A 26,931-nucleotide genomic window follows, 5' to 3' on the forward strand; every position below is an offset into this window, starting at 1 on the left:
ATTTTCACATGGAATTCGCCCCTGTCGGGACTCATTTCATGGTAGTGATTTTGATACTAAGAAAGTAAGCCTTTAGGACATACAAAAATTGGCTAACATATAAGAAGATAAAGATAATGTATCTCTACATCCAAAAAGGAACCGTTCATGGTCGAAGGGAGTGGGTTGATCGAAATAACAAAATGTTAAAAATGTAAATGTGACTTAACCTTTTATTTTAGTAATTGATAAAATGTGCGAATACCTAATTTTTGGTATAGCAAAGCATTTTTAAACTATCTAACTTGCCGATTTTGAACACAACACTGCCACCTAAAGTCAACAACATGCTTAGAAGCATTTATAGAACGCTTGCCCTAGTTTTAATCTTATCAATTAATTTCTCTTATGGTCAATCATCAAGCCATGACAGGACAAATGCTACGGCTTATACCATCCCAAACAATGCAAACCTAAATATCACTGGAGATATTACTGTTGAAGCATGGATACGACCAGATGCTCCTGGAGGTGATACCAGAATGATGAATATCCTTATGCTTGGAAATTATGGATATGCTCTAGGAATAGATAACGATGCTGCGCACAATGGAAAGATCTCTTGGTGGAGTAATGGAGGAGAGAACAATGGACCTGAAAGCTTGGGTACTGTCACTAGAGATGGGGTAACATGGACACACGTGGCTGTTGTAATAGAGAGAGGGGTAAGCAATACTTTTTATATTAACGGTGTAGATGTTGGTTCCAACGCCAACACGGCAGGTGCTTCTACATACAATCTTCAGAATGGACAACCTCTATATATTGGTAGACAAGGACAATGTGTTTGTAATTGGTTTGATGGACTAATAGATGAGGTTAGAATTTGGAATGATGTACGTACCTCTTCTGAAATCGCTGCAAACTACAATAAAGTTGTCCCTGGTAATGAGCCTGGTTTAGCCGCATATTATAGATTTAATGAAGGAACAGGAACAACAATTTTTGATGAAGTAACCGGCGCTTCTAATCTGGCAGGGTTAAGTGGAATTACTTGGTCAGGTGAAGATTCGAATGTTACTACTATAAATAATTCAATAACACTTGATGGTGTTGACGATTATGTTGATATGGGGGCCGGAATCAGATCAGATCTTTCAGGTACATCTAATGTAACTGTGGAAGCATGGGTATATCGAACAGCAACCAAAACATTTCATACAATTTTTGGCAACTACAATACTCAGCTTCAGACTCTATTGCGGTTAGACAACAACAAAGTTGTTTTTTGGGTCAACAATGGAACTTTTCAGAATGCATCAAGTATTTCGGATGTTCCTTTAAATACATGGACACATGTTGCGGGATCATGGGATGGATCCTCAATTAGGGTTTATATAAATGGAGTACTTGATGGCTCCAATGCCGCCTCCGGAACATTAGTCTCTAACGGTGTTAATTATAGAATTGGTGGTGATTTTGGAAGTGAATGGTTCCAGGGACAGATTGATGAAGTGAGGGTGTGGAGTACTACAAGATCGGACTCAGAAATATTCGATTTTCAAGATGAAGAGCTTGATCCAAGCACGCCTGGTTTATTGGCCTACTATAGAATAAATGAAGGAAGTGGAACTGTTTTATCAGATCTAGGTCCAAATCTTTACAATGGTACTTTTGGTGCGGGAGCAAGTGCACCTGTTTGGAATACATCAGGACCAGCACTGTCGAACGCTAGTCCTTATCCTATTACCGCATTTAGTCCTACTAATGTTACTGTAGCAGGTTTTACCGCAAACTGGGAATCAAAAGCGAACGCAACTGCTGTATTTATAGATGTAGATGACAATTCAGATTTCAGTTCTCCGATAATTTCAGATCAACCAATTGGTTTGCCAACAGGTTCTTCAGAAACAATAAGTGCGTCATTAATCGAAGGCACCGTATACTATTACCGGTTAAGTTATGATGATGGATCTTCCTTAAGTTCTGAATCCAACACAGTTCCATTTATGATTCAACCTGGAAATGCGATGAGCTTTGACGGAGTTGATGATCAGGTAGATGCTGCAAACGATGCGATTATCGATAATATTAGCTCGGGTACTGTAGAAGCATGGGTAAAGACTACAGATGATTCTCCGGGCTTCAAAGGAATCGTTACAAATGATCCGGCTTATGGCTTATACATGGATGCTGGCATACTTGTAACGTGGGATGCGGTTGCAGTCGAAACATCTGGAACTTACATAGCAGACGGAAATTGGCACCATATTGCACTTTCTTATACTCATAATGCCGGATCTGCAATTAGTCAGTTTTATGTGGACGGAGCACCTGCAGGAGTACCATTTGCTCACAATGGATTTAATGGTTCAACGGGAACCTTAAATATTGGACATAACAACACTGTTCAAGATTTTACAGGCGAAATAGATGAAGTGAGAATTTGGAATGTATCACGAAATGCAACAGATATAGCCAATAATACATTTACTTCATTAGATGTTCAGAATGAACCAAACTTAGTTTTCTATCTCAACTTTGATCAAGCTCCCGGATCAACACCAGTTGACTTATCAGGAGGCGGTGCTGTTGTGACAAAAAGTGGGGATGCTGATTTTGTACCTAGTCAAGCGCTTCAACTACCATGTGACGATCCAATTATTGCAGAAATAATCACGGATAATACTTCTTGTACTGTCGGTAATGGAGTTCTAACAATTATCCCATCTACCGCTGGAGGGGAGCCAGTAGGAAACTATAACGTCTCCATTTATTTGACTTCTGATGTTACTCAAACACCTATTGTTTCTGGTTCTAATGTAGATAACATAACAGGTATAACTGCAACTGGCCTTTTTGATGATTTGTATACAGCAGAAGTGACTAATAACGACACTGGATGTTTTACATCACAATCTTATGCAGTAAACAATAATGTTTCTCTACCCACCATCAATACTGGAGCAGTAACTATTGCTTTCGAATCGATCTCAGGTGCTATAGATGGCGCGCTTGATGCTACAGGATCAGGTCAGGGAGGTTCAGGATCTTATACTTACAATTGGTATTCAGATGCAGGTCTTACCACACTGATTTCATCAAGTGCCTCAATTAGTTCCCTTTCTGCGGGTACTTATTACCTGGAGGTAGTAGACAATGCCACAGATTGTATTTCTTTATCCGAGTCGTTTGATGTACTTGTTGCACCTCAAAATGCTTTAAATTTTGATGGATCAGACGACGTAGTGAACCTTGGAAATGACCCTTCATTTAATGTAGGAACTACTTTCTCTTTTGAGACGTGGTTGCGTGTAGAGAGCTTACCAGTTGGAAAGAATGCCTTTGTATTTAATAAATGGCAAAGTGGTCTTGAGGATAAGACCCTTGGGATATCTCCTTCTGGAAATGTTGTGTTTAGCCTATTCAACGTCTTCTCTTTAAATTCTTCAACTGCACTATCATTAAATACATGGGTTCATGTAGCAGTAACATACGATGGGTCAAATGCAAAAATTTTCATCGATGGAATGGAAGATGTCTCTACAGTTGCAAGTGGAGATGTTGCTGATGGTTCAGGATCAATGTACCTAGGAGGGAATGGCGACGGTAGGCCTACTGGGGAGTTTGCTTGTTTTGATGGGACACTTGATGAATCCAGATTTTGGAATGTTGCTCGATCTGCAACTGAAATTCTAGGAAACCTTACTACAGTTATAAATACTGCTCCAGGGCTTGTATCCTACTATGACTTCAACAATTCAGGAAACACCTCATTAATTGACAAGTCAGGATCAAACAATGGAACAATAAACAATTTTGACTTCTTAGGAACCTCGTCAGACTGGATTGCATCGACAATTCCTTCGTGTGCTCCAAACGGAAAATTCATTGGTACCACCAATAGTGATTGGAACGATCCGAGCAACTGGTGTGGAGGTGTAGTACCTACATCAAGTAATGTGACAGAAGACGTAGTAGTATCTATCGACTCAGATATTATCGAAACAGAAGATCTTGTACTAAATGCAAATGATTTTCAAGTAGCTGAAGGCACCAGTTTGACCCTTGATCTTGGGTCAAATGCATTGCAGCTTACTAATGGGGCAACTTTTACCAATAATGGCACGGTCTTCTTTGAAGCAGGAACCAACGTTACAGATATCGCAGAAAATTTTGTTAATAATGGTACAATCAAAGGGTTTTTCACCTTTGACAATAACTTCACAAACCCAATTCAAGGAACAGTGGCTCCCGGTGCATCTCCTGGATGTGCAACCTTTGCTGGCGACTTTACTAACTCAGGAACACTTGAGATAGAAATTGATGGAGTAACGCCGTGTATTGAACACGATCAAATATCAGTAGGCGGAACCGCCAATTTAGGCGGAACATTAGATGTCACGTTGGGATATACTCCTATTAACGGTGATCAGATAATAATCATTGATGCAACTACTATTTCAGGAACATTTGGTGTGGTAAATCTACCAGATGCGGACTGGTCCATAGCATATGACTCACCTTCTGCAGGTCAGGTTAGTTTGAATTACACAAACCCGACGCAAGCTATTGGGTTTAATGGCCCAGGTGGAGTTGGTGATACAGATGGTACTTCAGATTTGACTTTATGGTTTAAAGCCGATGCTGGTGTGTTTAGCGACGCTGGGATTACTCCGATTGCTGATGCAGGTGCGATGGAGCAATGGAATGATCAAAGTGGGTTTGGTACAAATGCATTTGAGGACAACCCTGCTGCAAAAGCAACTTGGAATGATAACCTCTCAAATGGACAACCTGGTTTGACTTTCGATGGCGGTGACTTTACTTCTTTTTCTGATGCAAATTTAGCTGACGGTTCTAATCCAAGAACTTTGATTGCAGTTACAAGCAGGTCATCTGATGGAGAACGATATTTCTTCTCCTATGGAGCTTCTATTGGAGGGCAGCGATATTCAATTGGCGGTAGTGCTGCAGGTAGTAGCTATGGCATTGAAAATAATGGTTCTGGAGCTGTTAATTCTGGAGCTGTTACTACTGTAAATACTCCTTCAATAGTATCTGTTGTCTACAGTGGCGGACCTCTCAGCACGCTGCAGTTATACGATAATGGAACAAATTATGCAGTTAGCGGAGGTACAACTCCACTTACAACTTTAAATCAAGGAAGGATAGGAAGTCTGTCTGGAGGCGGCCTCAATTGGCAAGGAGATATTTATGAGGTAATCAATTTCAATTCGCCACTTAATGATGCTTCTAGAACAATTATAGAAAATTACTTATCGGCTAAGTATAACATTACTGTTGCGAATGATTTGTACGCAGGTGACACATCTCCAAATGGTGACTTTGACTTTGATGTAGCTGGTATTGGAAATACAGCAAGTGGATCAGATCCTACTGCAAATTCAGAGAGCTTATCTATCACCGATGGTGGTTTTTTACAGGATGATGGAGATTATGTCTTTGCTGGTCATGATGGCACCGCCCATGCCCATGTGCAAACTGACCTACCTGGAGGAGGCTATACCAACAGATGGGCAAGAGATTGGTATGTAGATATAGCCGATGCCGGTGCCAACAACGGCATGATCACAATAACATTTGACTATGCGGTAGCAGGTCTTACGCTTCCAAGCTCCAACTTTGCTTTAATCACCAGACCGACTGGTTCAGGGGCTTATTCAGTAGCTGCTACAAATGCAGTAGTTAGTGGAAGCAAAGTCTCGTTTGATGTTGATGTATCATCATTAATAGATGGACATAGATATACAATTGCTGATGACAGTGCTCCGAACTATGCTTTAGAATTTGATGCAACTGATCAATATGTGGAGATAGGTACTGCCCTTAGAGATGCTTTAGTTGGATTGTCCACAATCACGACAGAAGCCTGGGTTTATAGAACGGCAGATCAGACATTCATGACAGTCGTTGGAAACTATGTTTCTGGAGGAATGCAATTCTTATTAAGAATGGATGGCAATAAGGTTGCCTTTTTTGTCGATTCGGATATTTCAGGATTTACAGCTGCAACTGGTTTGACAGATGTTCCATTGAACACTTGGACACACATCGCTGGCTCTTGGGATGGAAACAATATTCGGGTTTACCTAAATGGTGTTCAAGATGGAATAGCTAGTTATTCTGGCGGGACACTTTCGAATGAAGGTAATAATGTGACTATTGGAGGAAATCCAGCAGCACCCGGCGGAGAGTTTATGCAAGGCCTTATTGATGAAGTAAGAATTTGGACAACCGTCCGTACTGAAGCCCAAATTAATGCCTTTAAGGATGAAGAAATGGATGTAGCAACTCCTGGATTGGCAGCATACTATGACTTTGCTGAAGGTCCTACATCTGTTCTTTTACTAGACAAAGAAAATGATGTGCCAGACTATAATGGAACATTAACAAATATGGATGAAAATACAGATTGGGTTCCAGCCACGCATGGAATTGGAATTGCGAGTCCATTAGATTCAACCAATCCAACTGTTACTATTTCTTCTTCGGAACCAGATCCTACCTCAGCTAATCCAATAGAGATAACTTTACTATTTAGTGAGGAAGTCACAGGGTTTGAGGCATCAGATTTATCCGTTTCTAATGGCTCTGCCGGCAATCTAAATACCTTAGATAATATAGCCTTTACAGCGGATATCACCCCTGATGGCAATGGCCTTATAACCGTGGATTTGGGGGGAGGACTCCTTACAGATTTAACAGGCAATGCAAATAATGCTGCTCCCCAGTTTTCTATTACCTCCGATACCCAACCTCCGGCAGTCATTGCTACCTCTCTTTCAGCAGATAGAACCAAAATTTTTGTAGAATTTGATGAGCCTATTTTTGGAGCAGCTGACGGTTCTACACCAGTTGATGCAGCAGACTTTTCTGTTAGTACCCTAGTGGCTGGTACAGCAACGCTTACATACGATAATACACTTACCGTTGAGTCTCCTTCAGAAATTTCATTGGATGTAACAATCGTTGGTACACCTGATGGGACCGAGGTAATAGAAGTTGTTCCTGCTAGTCCTACCTCTGTTTACGATCAGTTTGGTCTTACTATGAGCACACTGCAATCGTCCAATCAAATTGTAATAGGCAATAATGCAGTTTTAAGTTTCGATGGAGTAGATGATTTTGTTAGAGTAGCAAATGATGTTGCTTTTGAATTGCAACAGTACACTCTGGAAGCATGGATCAGTCTTCCTTTTACTGCTGTTGGCAACACTGGCCTTAATTATTCTATAATCTCAAAAGGATCCTTGCAGAATGAGTTAGGAGCAGATAGAAACGGCTTTAGCTTATTTTATGGAGATGATGGCGCTAACGATGCGTTCCTTTTAGGTCATGAGAGTAATTCTGGGACTACCGAATTCTTCGCAGTGCCTACCTCGCTTACACCTGATACTTGGTATCATATTGCTGCCACATTCGATGGCACTACCATGCGTTTGTTTTTAGACGGATCTGAAATTGGAAGCTTCAACCCTTCAAATCCCGGAGTAAATCATACAGGACAAAATTTGGATCTAAAAATTGGAGGCTTTGAAGGAAATGGGGCTGCTATTATTAACAATTTCAGAGGGAAGATTGATGAAGTTCGTATTTGGGACTTTGCCAAAAATGAAACCCAAATCGGCGATCTTCTGGGCGAAGAGTTGAGTGGTAATCAATCACCTTTAGTTGCCTATTATGACTTCAATGCAACTGCTGGTTCGACACTAGCTGATGTAACGCCAGGCGGAAGAGACGGCACACTCGATGCCGCAATGGATTTGAATGGAACTACTGGAAATTGGATATCTGGTGGACCAACATTAGCACCTGCAGATGTTACTGCACCAATTATTGATCTGACAGAGGATGGAAATACAATTGCAACGACCATTATTGGTGGATCCATTGACGACCTAACAGCTACCATTGAAGTTTCATTAGATGCAGGAACTACCAGAACGCCAGCAACAAATAACGGTGATAATACTTGGACTTATGATTTAAGCATTGATCCATTATTCACAGGAAACGGAGGTTATAGTATCGACTTGTATGCAGTTGATGATGTTGAAAATGAGGGTGGATTTGCAGGTTCAGTTACAATTGACATTCAAAATACACTGACCCTCGATGGAATTGACGATTATATTGAAATACCAGACGCCCCTTCACTTGATATTACGGGTGCATTGACTCTCGAAACCTGGGTTAAATTCAATTCTGCAATCGATGAAGAAACTCCGCTCATCACTAAATGGAATCCAGATGCCTCACCAGAGGATAGGTCATATCTACTACAAGTATCAAATACCTCTGATATTGGTTTTGCCATTTCAGAAGATGGGACAACAGGTGCTGAAGGTGTCAACTTCTCAGCTCTTCAAACGCCATTTACTTTTCAAGTTGGAAGATGGTATCACATTGCAGCCGTATACGATCCATCCACAAGCTTGAGAGTGTATGTAAATGGAGAGCTTATTGATGAAAATACAACCAATATTAGGCCGAGCATTTTCAACAGCAACTCTTCAGTAGTTCTTGGAGCAAATGGAAACCTTGTTGAAGTAGGAGTGGGATCTGTTGGAACAGGAGAAGCTTTAGAATTGGATGAGACAAGAATTTGGTCTACTGCTAGATCTCAGCAAGATATTCAAAATGATATTTTCAATACAGTAGTAGGCAGTGTTACCAATTTGAACGCTTCATATACGTATGATATTTCTTCAGGAACAACACTTTTTGATCAAGGAATACTAGCCAATGATGGTACGCTGAACGATAACAATAACGGCACGGCCGATGGTTCTATTGCTGGACCAATATGGAATGCTTCCACGGTTTTCGATACGGATGTTGTTGCGCCATTCTTCGTTTCAGGATTTCCACTGATTGACAATATTACTGGGACTAGTTTCGAAATTGATGTACAGCTCAATGAGCAAGGAACAGCTCATTATGTATTGGTTCTTGATGGTAGTGCTGCTCCTACTGCAACCGAAGTTTTTAATGGTACAGGATCCGGTGGAGCGATTCCTGAAAATGCAGGTAACTGGGCAGTATTGACTGCCAATACTACTTGGTCCATTACCTCCAATACCTTGGCCACTGGAACAGATTATGATCTTTATATAGTAGCAGAAGATGATGAAGGGACACCAAATGAGCAGTCGGTAGTAAGCCAGTTTGATGTTACTACTTTATCAGGGCCACAGGTATTTAATGTGACTGATTTGGGTGATACTGGGCCAGGTACTTTGAGGCAGGCGATCATTGACGCCAACGGTGATGCAGGAGCTACTGCCGGTCTTCCTCATATTATCAATTTTACAACACCAGGGCAAGTTACCCTTTTAGATGCACTACCTGCTATTAATAACCACATGCGCTTCCAGGGCGATGCATCCGGAACAACGATTCATAGAGATGGAGCACAAGAAGATTTTAGAATCTTTGATCTAGGTGCTTTTACCGTTCAAATCACTGATATTATCATTGATAATGGTAGAATGTCTGCTACCAACGATGATGGAGGTGGAATCTTTGCCAATGGAACCACGCTAACACTTTTCAATTCAGTAGTTCAAAACTGTACAGCGGAACGTTTTGGTGGTGGTATTTACGCGATTGGAGGCTCTATTGTCCGATTAGAGAGAGTTACTTTATTTAATAACCAAAACCTTAACCCTGGCGGATGGGGAGGAGGTATCGGTATAAATACGGGTAGCCTGGAGATGATCAATTGTACTGTTCATGGAAACACTTCCGGAGGTAATGGAGGGGGAATCTTCATCTGGGACGGCGTAACATTTACATTAACAAATTCAACGGTTGTCAACAATAATGCTGGCGGCAATGGCGGAGGATTAGTAGATCAAACTGCCACAAGTAACTATGGATTAAGAAATAATATAATTGCTAATAATACTGCCTCAGGAACTGGAAATGATATTTTTATAACTTCTGTATTATTTGGGGTAAATGATAATAACATTGTTGAAGATTGCGGCGGCACAGGATGTCCGGCATTCTTTTCTGCAGCCGATCCTAATTTAGGAACAGAGCAAACATGTGGAATTCAGACTTATTTCCCACTCAATCCAGGTAGTCCTGCAATTGAGTCTGGTACAACAACTGGCGCACCATCAGACGACATATGTGAAAATTCATATACTACAGTACCAAATATTGGTTCTAATAATATCGTTCCTGCTGGTCCTTCTCCTGGAGGAGTAAATACCAACCTAAGCTTGTGGTTGAAAGCGGATCAAGGGGTAACTGGAACAACTCAAGTCTCTCAGTGGGATGATCTTTCTGGAGGAGCTTTGAATGCTACTCAAGCTACGGGTGCTAATCAGCCCGCATTAACTGATAATGCCATCAACTATAACCCTGCCATTTCCTTTGATGGTTCGGATGACTTTTTCACTTCTTCCCTTGATATAAGTCCAACAGGATCTCCTGACTTGACAACAATCATTGTATTTAACAGTGATCAAGATGCCAATTCACCGCTTAGAAAGTTATTTGGTCACGATGCTGGGAATTTCCATAGAACAATTGGTCTGGATAGTAGATCTGGTAATAATTTCAACTACTTCGCAGGAAGTAATGGGGTAGCCGGGTATTTCGATCTTGTTGCTGGCGACAATTACATATCTACTTCAGTTTACACTAGTTCTAATGTCTTTAATGGCTATATAAACGGGAATCAAGTAGCTGGTCCAAATGGAACTCCAATTACCGGAGGTCTAACCAACCTAACAATTGGTGCGATCAGTCCAACACCATCAGAAAACTGGGATGGCCAGATATCAGAAATGATCATGTATTCTGGCACACTTACTGATCCAGAACGTCAACGAATAGAAACGTACCTTGCAATCAAGTATGGTGTTTCTATAGATCAGACAGCTGCAACCAATTATTTAGCTTCAGATGGAAATCCAGTTTGGGATGGTACTGCCAATGCTACCTACAACAATCATATTGCCGGTATTGGTCGTGATGACGCATCACAACTTGATCAGAAACAATCTAGAAGCTCAGATGGGCGAATGAGTATTGGTTTGGGGACAATTGAACCAACCAATCAGGCAAATGGGAATTCGTTTACCAATGACTTGGCCTATCTAATTTGGGGAGACAATGGTTTAGATGTTGCCTTTGGTGCAAGGGATATAGCAAATGTTCCGGCAGCTGTAGATGGAAGAACGGCAAGAATATGGAGAGTTAGCGAGGCAAACAGTGATATTGGCAATGTCGCCTTACAAATTGACGTAAATGGAGAAGGTTATCCCGGAACTTATACTTCAAGCAACTTTGTCTTGCTTGTTGATACTGACTCGGATTTTTCAAGTGGAGCTGTGACGTTTACTGCAAGTAATTACGCAGGAGGTATTGTTGAATTTGGAGGCATCAATCTTTCTGACGGAGAGTTTCTTTCACTAGGAATCAATGAACCTCCTGCGGCACCTTCGAATGTGAAAGCATTTGCGAATTCACCAACCAACGTTACGTTACTTTGGACAGATAATGCTACAGATGAAACAGGTTATCTAACTCAAAATGCAGATGATTATCAATTCACTGTAAATGTTCAAACAGCTGGAGTGTTAGGTATAAATACCAATAATCAGAATATTCCTGAGCTGGCAGATTCAAGAAAATTCTATAGGGTCCAGCCAACGAATGGACAGGAAAATGCTTCTAGCTTTTCTTCAGTTGAGTTTGCGAGTACAGAGGCTTTCCCGGGAAGAGCATTGGAGTTTGATGGAACAGATGATTACATCGATCTAGGCAATCCGACAGAACTTGAGATATTAGGGGACATGACCATAGAGGCATGGATTAATTGGGATGGGAATTCAACTGGGTTCTTGCAAAATATCGTAAGTAGGGCAAAAGATGGAGAAGGTAATGTAGACAATGTGCTTTACATGTTTCAGGTCGAGACCGATGGACGAATTACTTTCTTTTATGAACAAGGAGCGGGTGTTAATGTTCGATCGTTTTCTACAAGTTCAATTCCTCAGGATCAGTGGGTGCATGTGGCAGTAACACGTAGTGTGCTCACAACCACAGATGTTACTTTCTACATCAATGGAGTCCAAGATGGTCAGGATACAGGGCTAACTAATCCCTCTCATGGATCCGATCCGGGACAATTGGTATGGATTGGTAGAAATAATCAGTCTGGAGGCTCAAGTGATTTCTGGTTTGATGGAGAGATCGACGAAGTTAAGATTTGGGATAATGTAAAAACCGACTTTTCAGACCGATTTGCAGTGGTTGATCTAGCGATGACTTTACCTAACCTGATCGCATACTATCCTTTTGACGAAGGAGCTGGTAATACAACGGTAGATAGAACCATAAATACTAATGATGGACCTCTAAATGGATTTGACTTTTCGCCAGGATCTGATTGGGTTGTTTCTGCCGTACCCAATAGTCCCCCTCCTCCATTAGCACCAACAAACGTAGTTGCATACGCTACTTCAGCTACTGACATTACTATCGAGTGGACTGATAATGCCACTGATGAAACAGGCTATAATGTGGAGCGAGATACAGATCCTGCGTTTGGGGCTCCCACTCTTGTGCTAAATGGAGGCCCTGCCGATACACAAACATTTATTGATGGGCCGCTTTCACCTGATCAAAGATTTTATTACAGAGTACAACCAACTAACGGAAACGAAGATGCTTCGAGTTATTCTGAAGGAGAGTTTGGATCCAATGTGGCTTTTGCTGGTAATACACTTGATCTAAATGGTACTAATCAGAATATAAGTATTACCGGGAGTACCGGAGCACCGCTAGGAGCAACTGCCTTTACGGTAGAGGCATGGGTAAAACCTGATGTTCATAGACTTGATGATCATGTTGTTGCATGGGGTACGCTTGGATTAAATGGTCGTCTTAATAGATTATCACTAACTGCTGGAGAGACTTACGCTTACGGCATTAAACATGACTTCTTCAATAGATCAATTGAATACGAGACCGCGGATTTATCAGGTAGCTGGCACCATATTGCAGTCACATTTGATGGGGTGAATCGTACGCTTTATTTGGATGGTGTACCGCTAGGAACGGATGTGCCAGCGAGTGTAAACGTGCAGAACGAGGCAATTAACATCGGTGCGCATTTCGATGGTCAGATTGACGAGGTAAAGATTTGGAATGGACTTGTGAAAACAGATTTTTCTGATCGATTCGTTTCAGCACAAGGCAATGAAGCTAGTCTTATAGGATACTGGAAATTTGATGAAACTGGTGGATCAGTCACTTATGATAACTCAGTGAATAATAATACAGGGAATCTTTCGGGAACACCAACACCGAGTTATGTAGCATCTAATGTACCAACTGGACCTGCTCCGCTTGCTCCGTCCGATGTTATTGCCTATGCGACTTCCGCAACGGCTGTAACGATTGAGTGGATTGATAACGCAACAGATGAAACTGGATACAACGTTGAAAGAGATACAGATCCTACTTTCAGTGCGCCTACTGTAGTCTTGAATAATGCGCCTGCAAATACAACCACTTTTGTTGATAATGCGGGAGTTGATGCACGAGTTTATTACCGTGTGCAGCCTATCAATGGTAATGAAAATGCTACGAGTTATTCTTCTATTGAATTTGCTTCTACCAGTACTTTCGCTGGCCAAGCATTGAGTTTTGACGGGGCAGACGACTACCTAGAAAGTATTGCTGAAGATAATGTATTGGATTTTTCTACCACAGCAACATTCGAGTTTTGGATTAATCGTAGTGATGGTAGCGGATCTGATGCACAATCGATTCTTGATAAAACGGAATTGGGAGATGCTGCAAACTTTAGAATAGGAGCAAACGAAGCTTCAAATGCTAATGCAAATCAGATCGGTATATGGAATGGTGGTGGAACTGTTCTGAGTACAATTACTATCTCAGACGGAGAGTGGAAACATATTGCAGTTGTCATTGACGGTGGAAATGTGACATTCTATGAAAATGGAAACATGATTGATTCCTATCCTTTCGCTTTTGGAGCTGCCAATGATGGATTATTACTTGTGGGTACAGATAGATTCGATTTGTTAAATCGTGCATTTAATGGTTCATTGGATGAAATCCGCATTTGGAATGATGCGAGAACTGAACTAGAAATTCAATCAAATCTTTACAACTCCTTACAAGGCAATGAAGCGAACCTCGTTGCCTATTATTCATTAGATGAGGGTACAGGTGCCGCTATTGCTTTTGACGGTAGTATAAATACAAACGATTTAGCAATTAATGGAGCTACGTTTGGTCCTTCAACAATTCCAATTCCTGTTCCTGGTGAAGTAACAAATACCAATGACGATGGAGTAGGGTCATTGAGAGATGCAATCACCTATGCAAATGCAAATCCAGGCACAACTATCGTATTTAATATTCCAGGAGGAGGACCATATACAATTACATTGGCGACAGCCTTACCGGATATAACAGCTGCAGGAACGATCATTGATGGTGCGACACAGCCAGGCTGGGTATTCGGAGACATCAACAACATGGTTGAGCTGGATGGCTCTGGTTTAGGCACCAACATTTCAGGGTTAGTTATTAACGACGTACCTAATTGCGAAATTTATGGACTAGTTGTAACAGGCTTTACGGGAATTTCTGAGTCTGTTGGGGCAATTGAAATTAATGGAAACAATGCTGATAATGCCATTATTGGAGCATTCAATAAAGGAAATATTCTTCATAACATGGTATCTGCGGGTATATCATTCCAAGATGCAGATTTCTTGACTATCCAAGGAAACCGATTTGGTACGTTCGATGGAACTACTCGATCCGAAATTAATAAGCATGTTATCTACGGTGCTGGGACAACTGATAACCTCTTAATTGGAGGAATATCAGGTGCCGGCGAAGGCAACCTAATTTCTGGTGCAGGTAACGGACGATTTGGTCTTCGATTGAATGTTCAAGGAGCCATTGCTATTAAAGGAAACTACATAGGTACGGATGCCAACGGTGATGCATCCATTTTCAATGAAGGCGGAGGTATCTATTTGAGTGGTGCAAACTCAGGAGAAATAGGTGGTACTTCAGCAGGTGAAGAAAATGTCATTTCTGGTAATACAACTGGCTATGGTATTAGAATGGGAGGTTCTGCATCTGTCATCAACAACATTATTGGACTTGATGCACTTGGATCGAATGCGGTTAGCAACGGAGGTGCAGGAATCATCTTAGATGGAACCGGCGGAGTAACTATAGATGGCAATATCATTTCCGGTAATGGTGCTGAAGCAATAACATCCAATACTGGTTTTGGAAATGCAGATATCATTAACAATATCATTGGCTTTGACCAATCACTTACTAATCCACGTCCTAACGCAGCGGGGATTGTAATCGATAATGGCCCAGGGACAAGCAACAGATTTGGATACAGAAACAATCCAAACATTATCGCTAATAATACTGGCGTTGCAATCCAACTAACTGCGACTTCTACTGAAAATACATTTGCGACCAACCAGATTTATAATAATGGTTCTGGTATCGTGCTAGATGCAGGAGCAAATGGCAGTATTTTACCTCCATCTATTGATAATGTAACTGCCTCTGACGTTACAGGATCTGGAGTAGATGGAGAGACTATTCACCTTTACCTTGGAGATGGAGCAGGTCAAGGTCAAACGTTCTTGGATTCTACTACAGTTTCTGGTGGGGTTTGGAATATTGGTGGCCTATCATTGATTACTAGTGATCAAGTTGTGGCTACAGCAACAGATTACGGTGTTGGAATTGGAACATCAGCGTTCTCTTCACCAGCTAGTATTCCGATACAAAACTCGCTTTCTTTTGATGGAACGGATGATTTTGCTCAAGGAACAGGATTAAACTTAGCTAGTTCTGATTTCACAGTTGAAGCCTGGTTCAATACTACAACTCCAACAGTCAATCAAACAATATTTGCATTAGGATCAGTTGGAACAAATAATCAGGCACTTCACATCTCACTAGAAAATACGGATGTAAAGGTTGGTTTTTTCTTTGACGATGTTACAATTCCATATGCCGTTTCATCAGGTTGGCATCATTTAGCAGTTACTCATAACTCCGCAACACGAGAATCAACTGTATATATAGATGGAAGTTCAATCGGGTCTGGAAATCATAGTTCTAATTTTGTTGGAAATACAGATTTGTATATAAGTAGAAATGGCTGGGATCCTTCCGGTTATGTTAATGGTGAGTTGGATGAGTTGAGAGTTTGGAATACTGTAAGAAGCCAACCTCAGATTTCATCTAATCTTTATAATGAACTGGACCCTGTTGCTGAGACGAACTTGGTTGCTTATTATCAATTCAATGAATCAAGTGGGACATTAATTCCAGATGTAAAAGGCGGCTTTGATGCCACCTGGGATGGTACAGGTGGTGCGAATGCAGCTCCGGCATGGGGACCTTCTAGCGCATTGATGAATCCAGCAAGTGTGGTTACTACTACTAACGATACTGGAGCAGGTTCTTTACGTGAAGCCATCAACTTTGCTAATTCGAACCCTGGCACAACTATTACATTCAATATTGGAGAAGCTGCACCTTGGGTAATCAACCTTGGAACTGCTCTACCTCAAATTACGGCCGCAAATACAATCATAGATGGAAATTCGCAGCCTGGTTGGTCTTTTGGAGACCCGAATGCTATGGTACAGATCAACGGATCTGGAATTAGTGGAAATGCGAATGGTATTAATGTAGATGCGGCAGATGCCGAAATCTATGGGCTAATACTAACTGGATTTGATGGTAGCATTTCAAATGGAGCCATTTATTTAGCTTCCGATGCAGCTGATAATGCCATTATCGGAGCTGATACAAGAGGAAATATTATCCATGGAACGATTGGCGGTAATGCAATCTATATTGTAGATGGCGATAATGCGACTATTCAAGGAAACAGAATAGGAACATTGGATGGAGTATCCTCATCTGCCATTGGAGATCATGGTATAGCAACCACTGGTGAGGTTACTACGCTGACGATCGGAGGAGACTTTTTTACTGGTGCAGGAAACCTAATTTCTGGAGCACCTTCTGGTAGATATGGATTAAATCTTTTCGGATCTGGAGGAGGATCAGGATTAACAAATGTCACTATTGCTGGAAATAAAATTGGTACGAATGATGCCACTGATGGTTCCATTCCAAACACATTTGGGGGAATTAACCTCATAGGGACAGTGTCAGGGATCACTATTGGTGGACCATCACCTAGTGACCTGAACATAATCTCTGGAAATGGTAATGATGGTATTATAATTCAAGCCGGAAACACAATAGATATAGATGGAAACTTTATTGGTCTTCAATCAGATGGCTCTTCAGCTCTTGGAAATGCTGGCTCAGGGATTAGAATAAATGGAGCTGCCGCAAATGTGAATATTGGAACCAATAGTCAAAACTTTATTTCTGAGAATACGATTTTTGGAATTGAGTTTGATGGAAATAGTTCATCCAATACCGCGCTGGGCACAAATATTATAAGTTGTAACCAAAATGCGGGCATAGGATATGGCTCAGGACCATTGACTCCTGGTGCGACAATTGATAATATTGACTTTACTACAGCTACGATATCAACTGGAGCAGCGGATGGAAGCACAGCTTACATCTATTTGGCTGAAGACGGGTGTAATAATGACCAGCCAATTGCTTTTGCTGGATCAGCTTCCGTAACAAGTGGTCAGGCAACTATATCTGGAGCTTTTGCACCTTATGCTCACTATGTTGCTTTAATTGAAGATGTAAACGGTTATTCGGTGTACTCACCTGCCGTTCTTGCAAATTTTGTGATGGTAACTAATACCAATGACACTGGAGACGGGTCATTTAGAGCTGCAATCGATTCAGCAAATACGTATCCGGGTACGACAGTATTCTTCAACCTTCCTGGTTCAGGACCATGGGATATCACATTGGCTTCTGCACTACCTGATATCACTGGTCAAGGAACTGTAATTGATGGTGCAAGTCAACCTTTCTGGGATATTTCAACTGCAAATATTCCTCGGATAATTGGTAATGCAGGAATAAATATTGGATTGAACTTCACAACAAACTTTGTTGAAGTTTATGGTCTTCATTTAACTGGATTTAATCTCGATGCAATACGATTAAATACGCTTGGAAGTGCTTCGAATGGGTATGTTTTTGGAGCTCCTGGAGCTGGTAATATAATAACCAATAATACTAATGCAGGTATTCAAATCCTTACCTATACAGGTGGAGGAACTATTCAGGGGAATTTCATTGGAATCTTACAAGATGGTACAACAGCCAGCTTAAGTAATGGTACAGGGATATTACTAGGTACTAATGGAGATAACGTACAAATTGGTGGTCTTGGCGCTGGAGAAGGTAATATTATATCCAATAATACCAACGACGGAATTAGGGTTTCAAACGCTGATTTTACCACAATTCAATCAAATCTAATTGGACTTGATCCAAGCGAAAGTACTGCCCATGGGGCCACAAATGGTATAGATTTATCCGCTGCAACAGGAGCTACTGTTGAACAAAATGTAATTTCAGGACATTCAATTGGAATTAGATTTAATGGTGCAAGTGGAAACACGGTTATTAGAAATTGGATAGGTGTAGCTTCTGATGGTGCCACGGAATTCCCAAATAATGATGGAATTTCTATCATTAATGCTGTCGATTCTGATAATAATATTATTGGCTCTCCTTCGAATGCAGGTGACGGCAATACCATAGTGAGCAATACCAACGTAGGAATATTAATAAATGGATCGGGGAATAATGGAAACCTAATTCAACGAAATACAATTCGTGGCAATGCAGCCAATGGTATAAGCTTGACAGGAGGTGCTCACAATGGTATTTTACCTCCAGCAATTGATGTTATTTCTATTCCGACAACAGTAACAGGTACAGGTACCGATGGTGACGTGATTGATCTTTATCTTTCAGATGGCGCTGGTCAGGGGGAGACGTTTATTGGAACGGCCACTGTTTCTGGTGGTGTTTGGTCTGTTGGATCATTATCACTGATTGGCGGAGATGAAGTTGTGGCAACCGCCACCAATTCTGCGGACGGTACTTCTCAATTTTCATTAGCTATTACATATGTTGCCGCACCATATCCGGAATTTGAAGGGTCTGGAAATGCTCTAACTTTTGATGGTAATAATGACTTTGTTGATTTAGGAACCAAAATAGCTGAAGGTAGAACGGCAATTACGCTTGAAGCATGGATTAATCCAGCATCTGTCACTCCTAGTGGAGTTGCAGATACAGACATAAGATCTATTCTATCAGAAGGCTCAATAGAAGTTGGAAATACCGCGGTCTATCTTGGTTTTGCTGGAGATAATTCTGAGACACAGCTTTACGCTGTACTTGACGCGGGTGCAGGTCTTCAACTTGCAACTTATCCGGCATCAAACATTCCGCTTAATGAATGGAGCCATGTTGCAATGTCATGGAATTCAGGAGACCCAATACGACTCTATGTAAACGGAGTTGAGGTTGCACAATCTCCAAACACTAGTGGTTCAATAATTTCTGCAATTAACGACTTCTCAATTGGCCGTAGCTATAATACTGGGGAGGACTACTTTGATGGACAAATAGATGAAGTTAGGGTATGGGATTTTGCTATGCCTGAATCATCACTTCGAGAATACATGGCTCGAAAAGTGACCAGTGGACATCCTTCATTTGCCAATCTGATAGCGTACTACCGAATGGATGATAATGGAGATGCTTTAAATCTTCTGGATTTCAATAGTTCACTGAATGCTACGATTGATGGTGCTATATATACTGTTTCTGGAGCTCCTCTAGGAGATGAAAGTACTTATGAATATGTATATACTGCTGGTTCTGGAAGAAATCTTGGAGATTTCAGTGTTCAGAATTTAGGAACTGATAACCTACCACTCCATATCTATAGAGTGAATCAAACTCCGGGAAATAACGGGGCAGTAGGATTTAATACCATTGATGATGTAGAGTACTTTGGTGTATTTGCTCCAGGGCAAACTTTCCAAGCGAGGTATCAAGTAATTGGAGTTACTGCTGATCGCAGAATTTTGTCTAGAGTAGATTTGACCGATCCTTCCTGGATTGCAGCAAGTGGGTTTTTAGGAACAGAAGTACAGGATGATCAAATAATTAGTCCGGTCATAAATGGCAATAGTCAATTTGTGACAGCGGTTCAGACAGCACCATACCCTACCGAAATTGATGGCGGAAGTGCTTTGAGCTTTGATGGCGTCAATGACTTTGTAGATTTAGGAAACAGTCCGGCGTTATCAGGACATCAAAACTTAACAATTGAGGCATGGATCAATCCTGACTATACGAATGTTTCTGATCATGGTGCTATTGTCTCAAACTTGGCACCTGGAGTTGGTGGTGGTGGATATCAGCTTTCTATAAGCAACACCAATGTGAGAATACTCTACAGAGATAACACCTTCACGGATAGAGAACTCATTTCTTCTGCACTACCTGAAGGTGAATGGAGTCATTTAGTAGGGATTATTGAAAATGCAGGTGCAAGCTCAAACCTCTATCTATATGTCAATGGTATTCAAGTTGCAAGTGCATTCGGTGAAACGGGTGTACCGGATTATTCAGCTATTACGAATCTATTTATTGGAAGTAATAGTGATGGAGTAGCAGGTGCGATGCCGTTAGACAGAGAGTTTGGAGGACAACTTGATGAAGTAAGGATTTGGAATACTGTACTTACTGAAACTGAGATTAGGGATCATATGATTGGACGTATTGATCCTGATGTAGCTGCGTTTGCAAATCTTGTTGCTGCCTATAAGTTTGATGATACAGATCCAAATACAGCATATGATGTAGCAGGGTCTAGTGATGGCGCAATTACTGAGGCATCAAAAGTAATATCTGGTGCTCCACAAGGTCAAGGAAGTATTTATTCTTATGCTGCTGGTCCAGCTAAGCTAAGTACTGCTGCTTTCAATGAAGATATTATTATCAATGTGAACGATGCAACAGATGGGGTTCACGGGTATCTAATAGCTGGTCCTCCAGATCAGACAGCAGCAGATGGGTTTAACGCATTGGATCAAATTAGGTACTATGGAGTTTTCGCTCCAGGGAATCCTAAAGTTGATATCCGTATGGATTATAACAATGGAGGAGCTCCTGCAATACAAAGAAGAATTGTTCATAGAGACGATGCAACAGATAATCTAGCTAGTGGCGGCTGGGAGCGTATCTCTGGACTGATAAACACAGATTTAGCTACTGATTCGGTATATGCATATAATGTTCCGGCTGGAGAATTTACCACCGCAGTGTTAAACCCTGCTAGTACTTATCCTTTGCTTGGAGATACAGATCCAGGTACATCATTGGAATTTGATGGAAGCACGCAATTTGTTCAATTACCGAATTTTGGAATAGATCCTTCTTTAGATCACTTTACCATTGAACTATGGGCGAAAGGAACAGCACTAGGAGGTACAGATAACTTAATTGTACAAGAAGATGGAATTGGTACAGGTAGAGCATTCCTATACTTTACAGGCTCCAATTTAGCTACACTACAAGGTGGGGGAGCAATAGTAGGAACTACTACTATTAACGATGATCAGTGGTATCATTTAGCAATTACCTATGATGGAGTAAACATTACAACTTACATCGACGGTGTCCAAGAAACTCAGAATGCAGTAACTCCTGAAAGTGCAAATGGTGCCTTCAGAATAGGATCTAGCAAAACAGGCGCATCCACATTAACTGGAGAGATTGATGAAGTTAGAATATGGGCTGCTGCATTGACATCAGGTGATTTAGGATCTTTTGCAACAACCACAGATATAACTACGCATCCAAATTATTCTGATATGCTTGCATACTACAGATTTGATGATGGAACAGGTTCTGCCATTTTAGAAGACGTATTTGGTAGCAATGATGGAACATTGGTAAGCATGGATCCAGCTACTGATTGGGTAGGATCGGGGGCATTTAGTGCTCCTGCTCAACAAAATGCCTTGAACTTTGCTGGGGATAATGACCGCATCAGCATGACGCGAACGCAACTCCCAACCGGTATGACGTTTGAGGCTTGGGTTCAAACTACATCTACGGATGCTGCATCAAATTATGTAGGTAATGCAGCATTGAGCGTAATTGGAGATGTAAATAATGATGTAGGACTTTCATTCGGAATAACTGACGGTCGAGTTGTATTTAATCACTTCGATGGAAGCTCATGGAATGCTGTTCAAGGGGAAGCAATAGTTAACGATGCCTTGTGGCACCACATCGCAGCAACTCATGATCAATCGACAGGAGATGTTCATATCTATGTTGATGGTATTCTGGACGTGACGGGTAATATCACCTATGATGCGTTCTACCATCAGTTTAACAGGGTAGGATCATCATTCAATGCCGGAATAGTTGATGGAGATTTCTTTGATGGATCAATAGATGAAGTCAGAATCTGGGGTGATGTTGTTACTCCTGATGACATAAGAGGATTCCTTTATTCAACAGATGTTACTGGACATCCGAATGAATCAAGCCTAGTACTGCATTATATCATGGATCAAGGAGATGCTGGAAATAATAATACAGCTGAAACGACAGTGGTTGATCAATCTCCAAGTGGTCTTGTTGGCTCGCTAGTAGGATTTACACTTACAGGACCAACCTCAAATTTTGTTACCTCATTTGCATTTGATCATACTGGAGTTATTGCACCATCTGTTCAGGCAACGAGTATTATTCCTACCAATGTCATGGACAATACCGTTGATATTTCTTGGACAAATGGCGATGGTCATAGAAGAATAGTAGCAATGATTCAAGGAAATGAATCTGCGTTACCTACAGCAGGAGACAATACATATTATCACCCAGAAAGTAGCTTCGGCTTAGGAGACATAGTTGAAGGTTCATGGCATACCATCTACAATGGATTTGGAAATTCAGTCTCTGTAACTGGTCTTACACCGGGAACTGAGTATACAATAGCAGTAATTGAAGCAAACGGACCTGCGTGGCAAGAATCTTATAACATAAATACTGATATAAATAATCCTCAGACTTTTACTACAACTGGTGGTGCATGTGATAATCCAGTCATTGTGCCAATAGTTACTGATAATACTGACTGTTCAACACCAAATGGTGTTGTAAGTGCCACTGCAAGTAGCACAGTTGAGCCATCGAACTATACGTTCACATGGTATTCAGGGCCTACAGCAACTCCTGGAAATGAGATAGAAGGGCCAACACTGATTGATGGAGCAACTGGATTAAGCGCTACTGGATTGGCGGCTGGGGATTATACCATAGAAGTAATCAATGATGACACTGGGTGTTCTTCAGTAAGTACGGTGACGGTATCAGATAACTTAGATCTTCCTATTATTACTCCGGTCGTAGTTGACAATACCTTATGTGTTGGTAGTAATGGAAGTGTTTCTATTACGGCTATGACCGCTGGAGGAGAGCCAATCTCTCAGTATGAAATGACAGTCTATCAGGGTGCAGGTACTGGAGGTACAGTTTTGAACACTGAGGGAAGTGAAGATGGTGCAATAGGGATAGGCGCTTCTGGACTTGCTGCCGGAGACTATACATTTGAGGTCCGCAATAATGATACTGGATGTACATCAACAAGTATTGTTACTGTATCAGATAATCTGGATCTTCCTATAATTGCTCCAGTTACTGTTGATAATACTTTCTGTATTGGTGGAGATGGAAGTGTTTCTGCAACTGCTACCACTGCTGGTGGCGAACCAGCTGGAAACTATAGCATGACCATCTACGAAGGCATAGGAACACTAGGCCCAATTGCGGATGGAGGCTTAGCAACAAACTCGAACATAGATGGTGCAACAGGAATCGCTACAGCATCAACGCTGTTGCCAGGAGATTACACTATTGAGGTAATTAATAACGATACTGGCTGCTCAAGTACTTCTTCAGTTACTGTTGGAGATGTCTCAACCCCTCCTACTGTGGACGTAGCATCAGTGGTTATAACCAATGAAGTAAGCCCTGGAGGCAATGACGGAGCTCTTGATGCGACTGGTACAGTTTCAGGAGGAAGCGGAAGTTATCAATTTGAATGGTACTCTGATGCAGGTTTAACTATTTCGGCAGGCTCAGGTCCTTCAATATCACCACTTGCTCCTGGCACATACTACCTACAAGTAACGGATCTTGTTACAGGCTGCGTCACTGCAGGAGATAGTTTCGATGTGCTAGTGTTTGATGTTATTGCACCTTCGGCAGTAAGTATAACACCTGGATCTAATCCGGTAAGTGACCTTAATACACAGTTCGATTTAGTAGTGACATTTGATGAGCCAATGGATACGGGTATAAATCCAACGATAGATTTCCCTATGGAAGATCCATCGGCTTCTATTGCATTCAACTCGGGTGTTTGGGATGACGCACTAAATTATAGAGCTACCTATGATGTAACAGATATCAATGTAAACTTCCCAGGAATAGATGTTGAAGTAAGTGGTGCACAGGATATAGCTGGATTAACCATGAATGTCTACAATGAGGTGGACGTTTTTGATATTGATACCGAAAATCCAATTATTACTGTTGATACATATGCCACATCCATTACAAGTCCAGAGTTGACAGGTTCTGTTGATGATGTGACTGCTTCAGTAAATATCAATGTTGGTGGATCGGATTATCTGGCTACCAACAATGCAGATGGGACCTGGACATTGGCGGCAGGTCAGATAGCTAGTTTGGCAGATGGAACGTATGATGTTGTTGCTACAGCAACTGACCCATCGGGCAATACTGGAACAGATGCTACATTGGATGAGCTGATTATTAGTCCTACTGTAATTACCATAGAAGCAGAAGATGTTACTTCGACAGGCTTTACTGCTAGATGGAGTGAAGGACTTGATGTCCAAACTTATCAGGTAGACGTTTCAACAGTTGCTGACTTCTCTACTTTTGTCACTGGTTTCCAAAGCACACTTATCAATGCTACCAGTGCATCAGTTACAGGGTTAGACTTTGGTACAAACTACTACTACAGAGTTAGATTGGTTAATACTTCTGATGAGGTTTCAAATAATTCAAATACTACCCAAGTAAAAACGATCATAGATCCAGAAACAATTGCAGATTCCACAGCATTACGACAGATCTATGCAGCAGTAAATCCTCAAGGACTTAACTGGGAAACAGCAAGGCTTAGAGATTGGGACGGTGTTGATTTAGATGCAGCAACTCGTACAAGAGTTGAGGTTGTAAACATTAGCGGAACAACAGCCGCTGGTGATATGCCTAATCCGTTTACCGGAGGAGCAGTAGGAGGTTTATCCAATCTATTAGATATGGATGCTTCTGACAATGAATTAACAGGGTTAATGGACTTCTCTGGTACTGGAATAACCTCTTTGAACGTAAGTGGCAATAACCTTCAATTTGATGACCTAGAGCCTGTTGCAAGCATTGTTACTGTGGATTACTCTAATCAAGTCGCGTTATCATTTAATGAGGCAACTGGTGGACAAATCGAAGTAAGGTATACCAATGATTACTCGCTTTCGATAACTGTTGGAGGTTCGGCTAATGAATACACATGGTATAGAAATGATAGTCCAATTAGTACTGGTGATGATTTTATCATTAACAATGCATTCGGAGTTATTCTAGCTATTGATTTCGATAATATGGGTACATTCAGAGCCGAGGTAACGAGTTCATTAGTTCCGGGTTTAACGCTGGATGTAGATCCACAGGATGTATTTGCAATAGCCGATATGGAAGTTTCAGTTGTGGATTCTGATGGCAATCCATTGACTGAACCATTGGATGGATTCATGCTTGAAACGACTCGAACATCTACTGGATTTAGAGTGCTTGAAACTGTTGAAAATGTTACGGCTTCAACCTTTACATTCCCTGATGTTGTACTTGGCGATTATATCATATTCATAGAATCTGACTTGTCTCTTTACATACCTACGTACTTTGGAGATGTTTTCGAATGGACAGAAGCAGATACACTATTCTTTAGAAGCGATGATGTGATTGCTATGCAGATGGTTGAAATTCCAGGACCGACTGAAGGAGATGGAAACGTTGACGTTTTGATAGAAGAAGACTTTGGAGATGATGAAGCTCGTGTTGAAGCGCGTAGAAGAGCATCTAAACGAAAGTGCGGTCTAAGAAGGAAACGTACGGGTGGACGTACTGGTCAAGATGATGATGAGTTTGAACTTATCGCCTACGGTGAAACTGATGACAATGGAGAATTCCAATTCGGCTTCCTACCTTCAGGTACTTACAGATTCTTCGTTGAATATCCAGGTATTCCTTTAGACGAATCATCGTTCGTAGAATTTGAAATTGGAGAAGCTGGAGTTAGTGATACAGACTTTAAACTACAAGCTTTCGCAACCGAAGATGGTATTGAAGTAACAATAGAAGCGGTGCTTGGAGTTATTCTTGAATACTTCAAAAACCTAGAAATTTATCCTAACCCATCTAGTGAATATCTGAACATCAGGTATCGTCATTTGAAGTCAAATGATGTGACGGCTCAACTGGTTGATCTATCTGGAAATACCAAGTGGTCGCAAGATTTACGAAATGGATTTGACGGAGAAATTAATGTTGATGTAACGGATTTCGAAGAAGGCATCTATATTTTAAGATTCTACGATCGTGAAGATCCAAAAGGAAATGTAGTAAGCTTCAGAGTGATCGTAAAAGATTAAGAATTCTAATCACCTATATCTGAAGGGGTAGCAATATGCTGCCCCTTTTTTGTTGCTAGTATGTGGTAGATCAATATACCGTGAAGACGGTATTCATATGACTTGAGGCAGTATCTAGTTTTATCCCTGAAATAAAACCGTCTAA

The 26,931-nt window shown here is 41.1% G+C and carries 1 protein-coding gene; it reads left to right on the top strand.

The window, feature by feature from the left end:
• Nucleotides 1-293 precede the first annotated feature (293 nt).
• Entirely contained in the window at nucleotides 294-26,786 is a 26,493-nt protein-coding gene (locus tag ACY650_RS09505; RefSeq protein WP_462254103.1) for a LamG-like jellyroll fold domain-containing protein, read from the top strand.
• Nucleotides 26,787-26,931 lie beyond the last annotated feature (145 nt).

It is taken from the genome of Ekhidna sp. (assembly GCF_963691765.1).
Lineage (GTDB): Bacteria > Bacteroidota > Bacteroidia > Cytophagales > Cyclobacteriaceae > Ekhidna.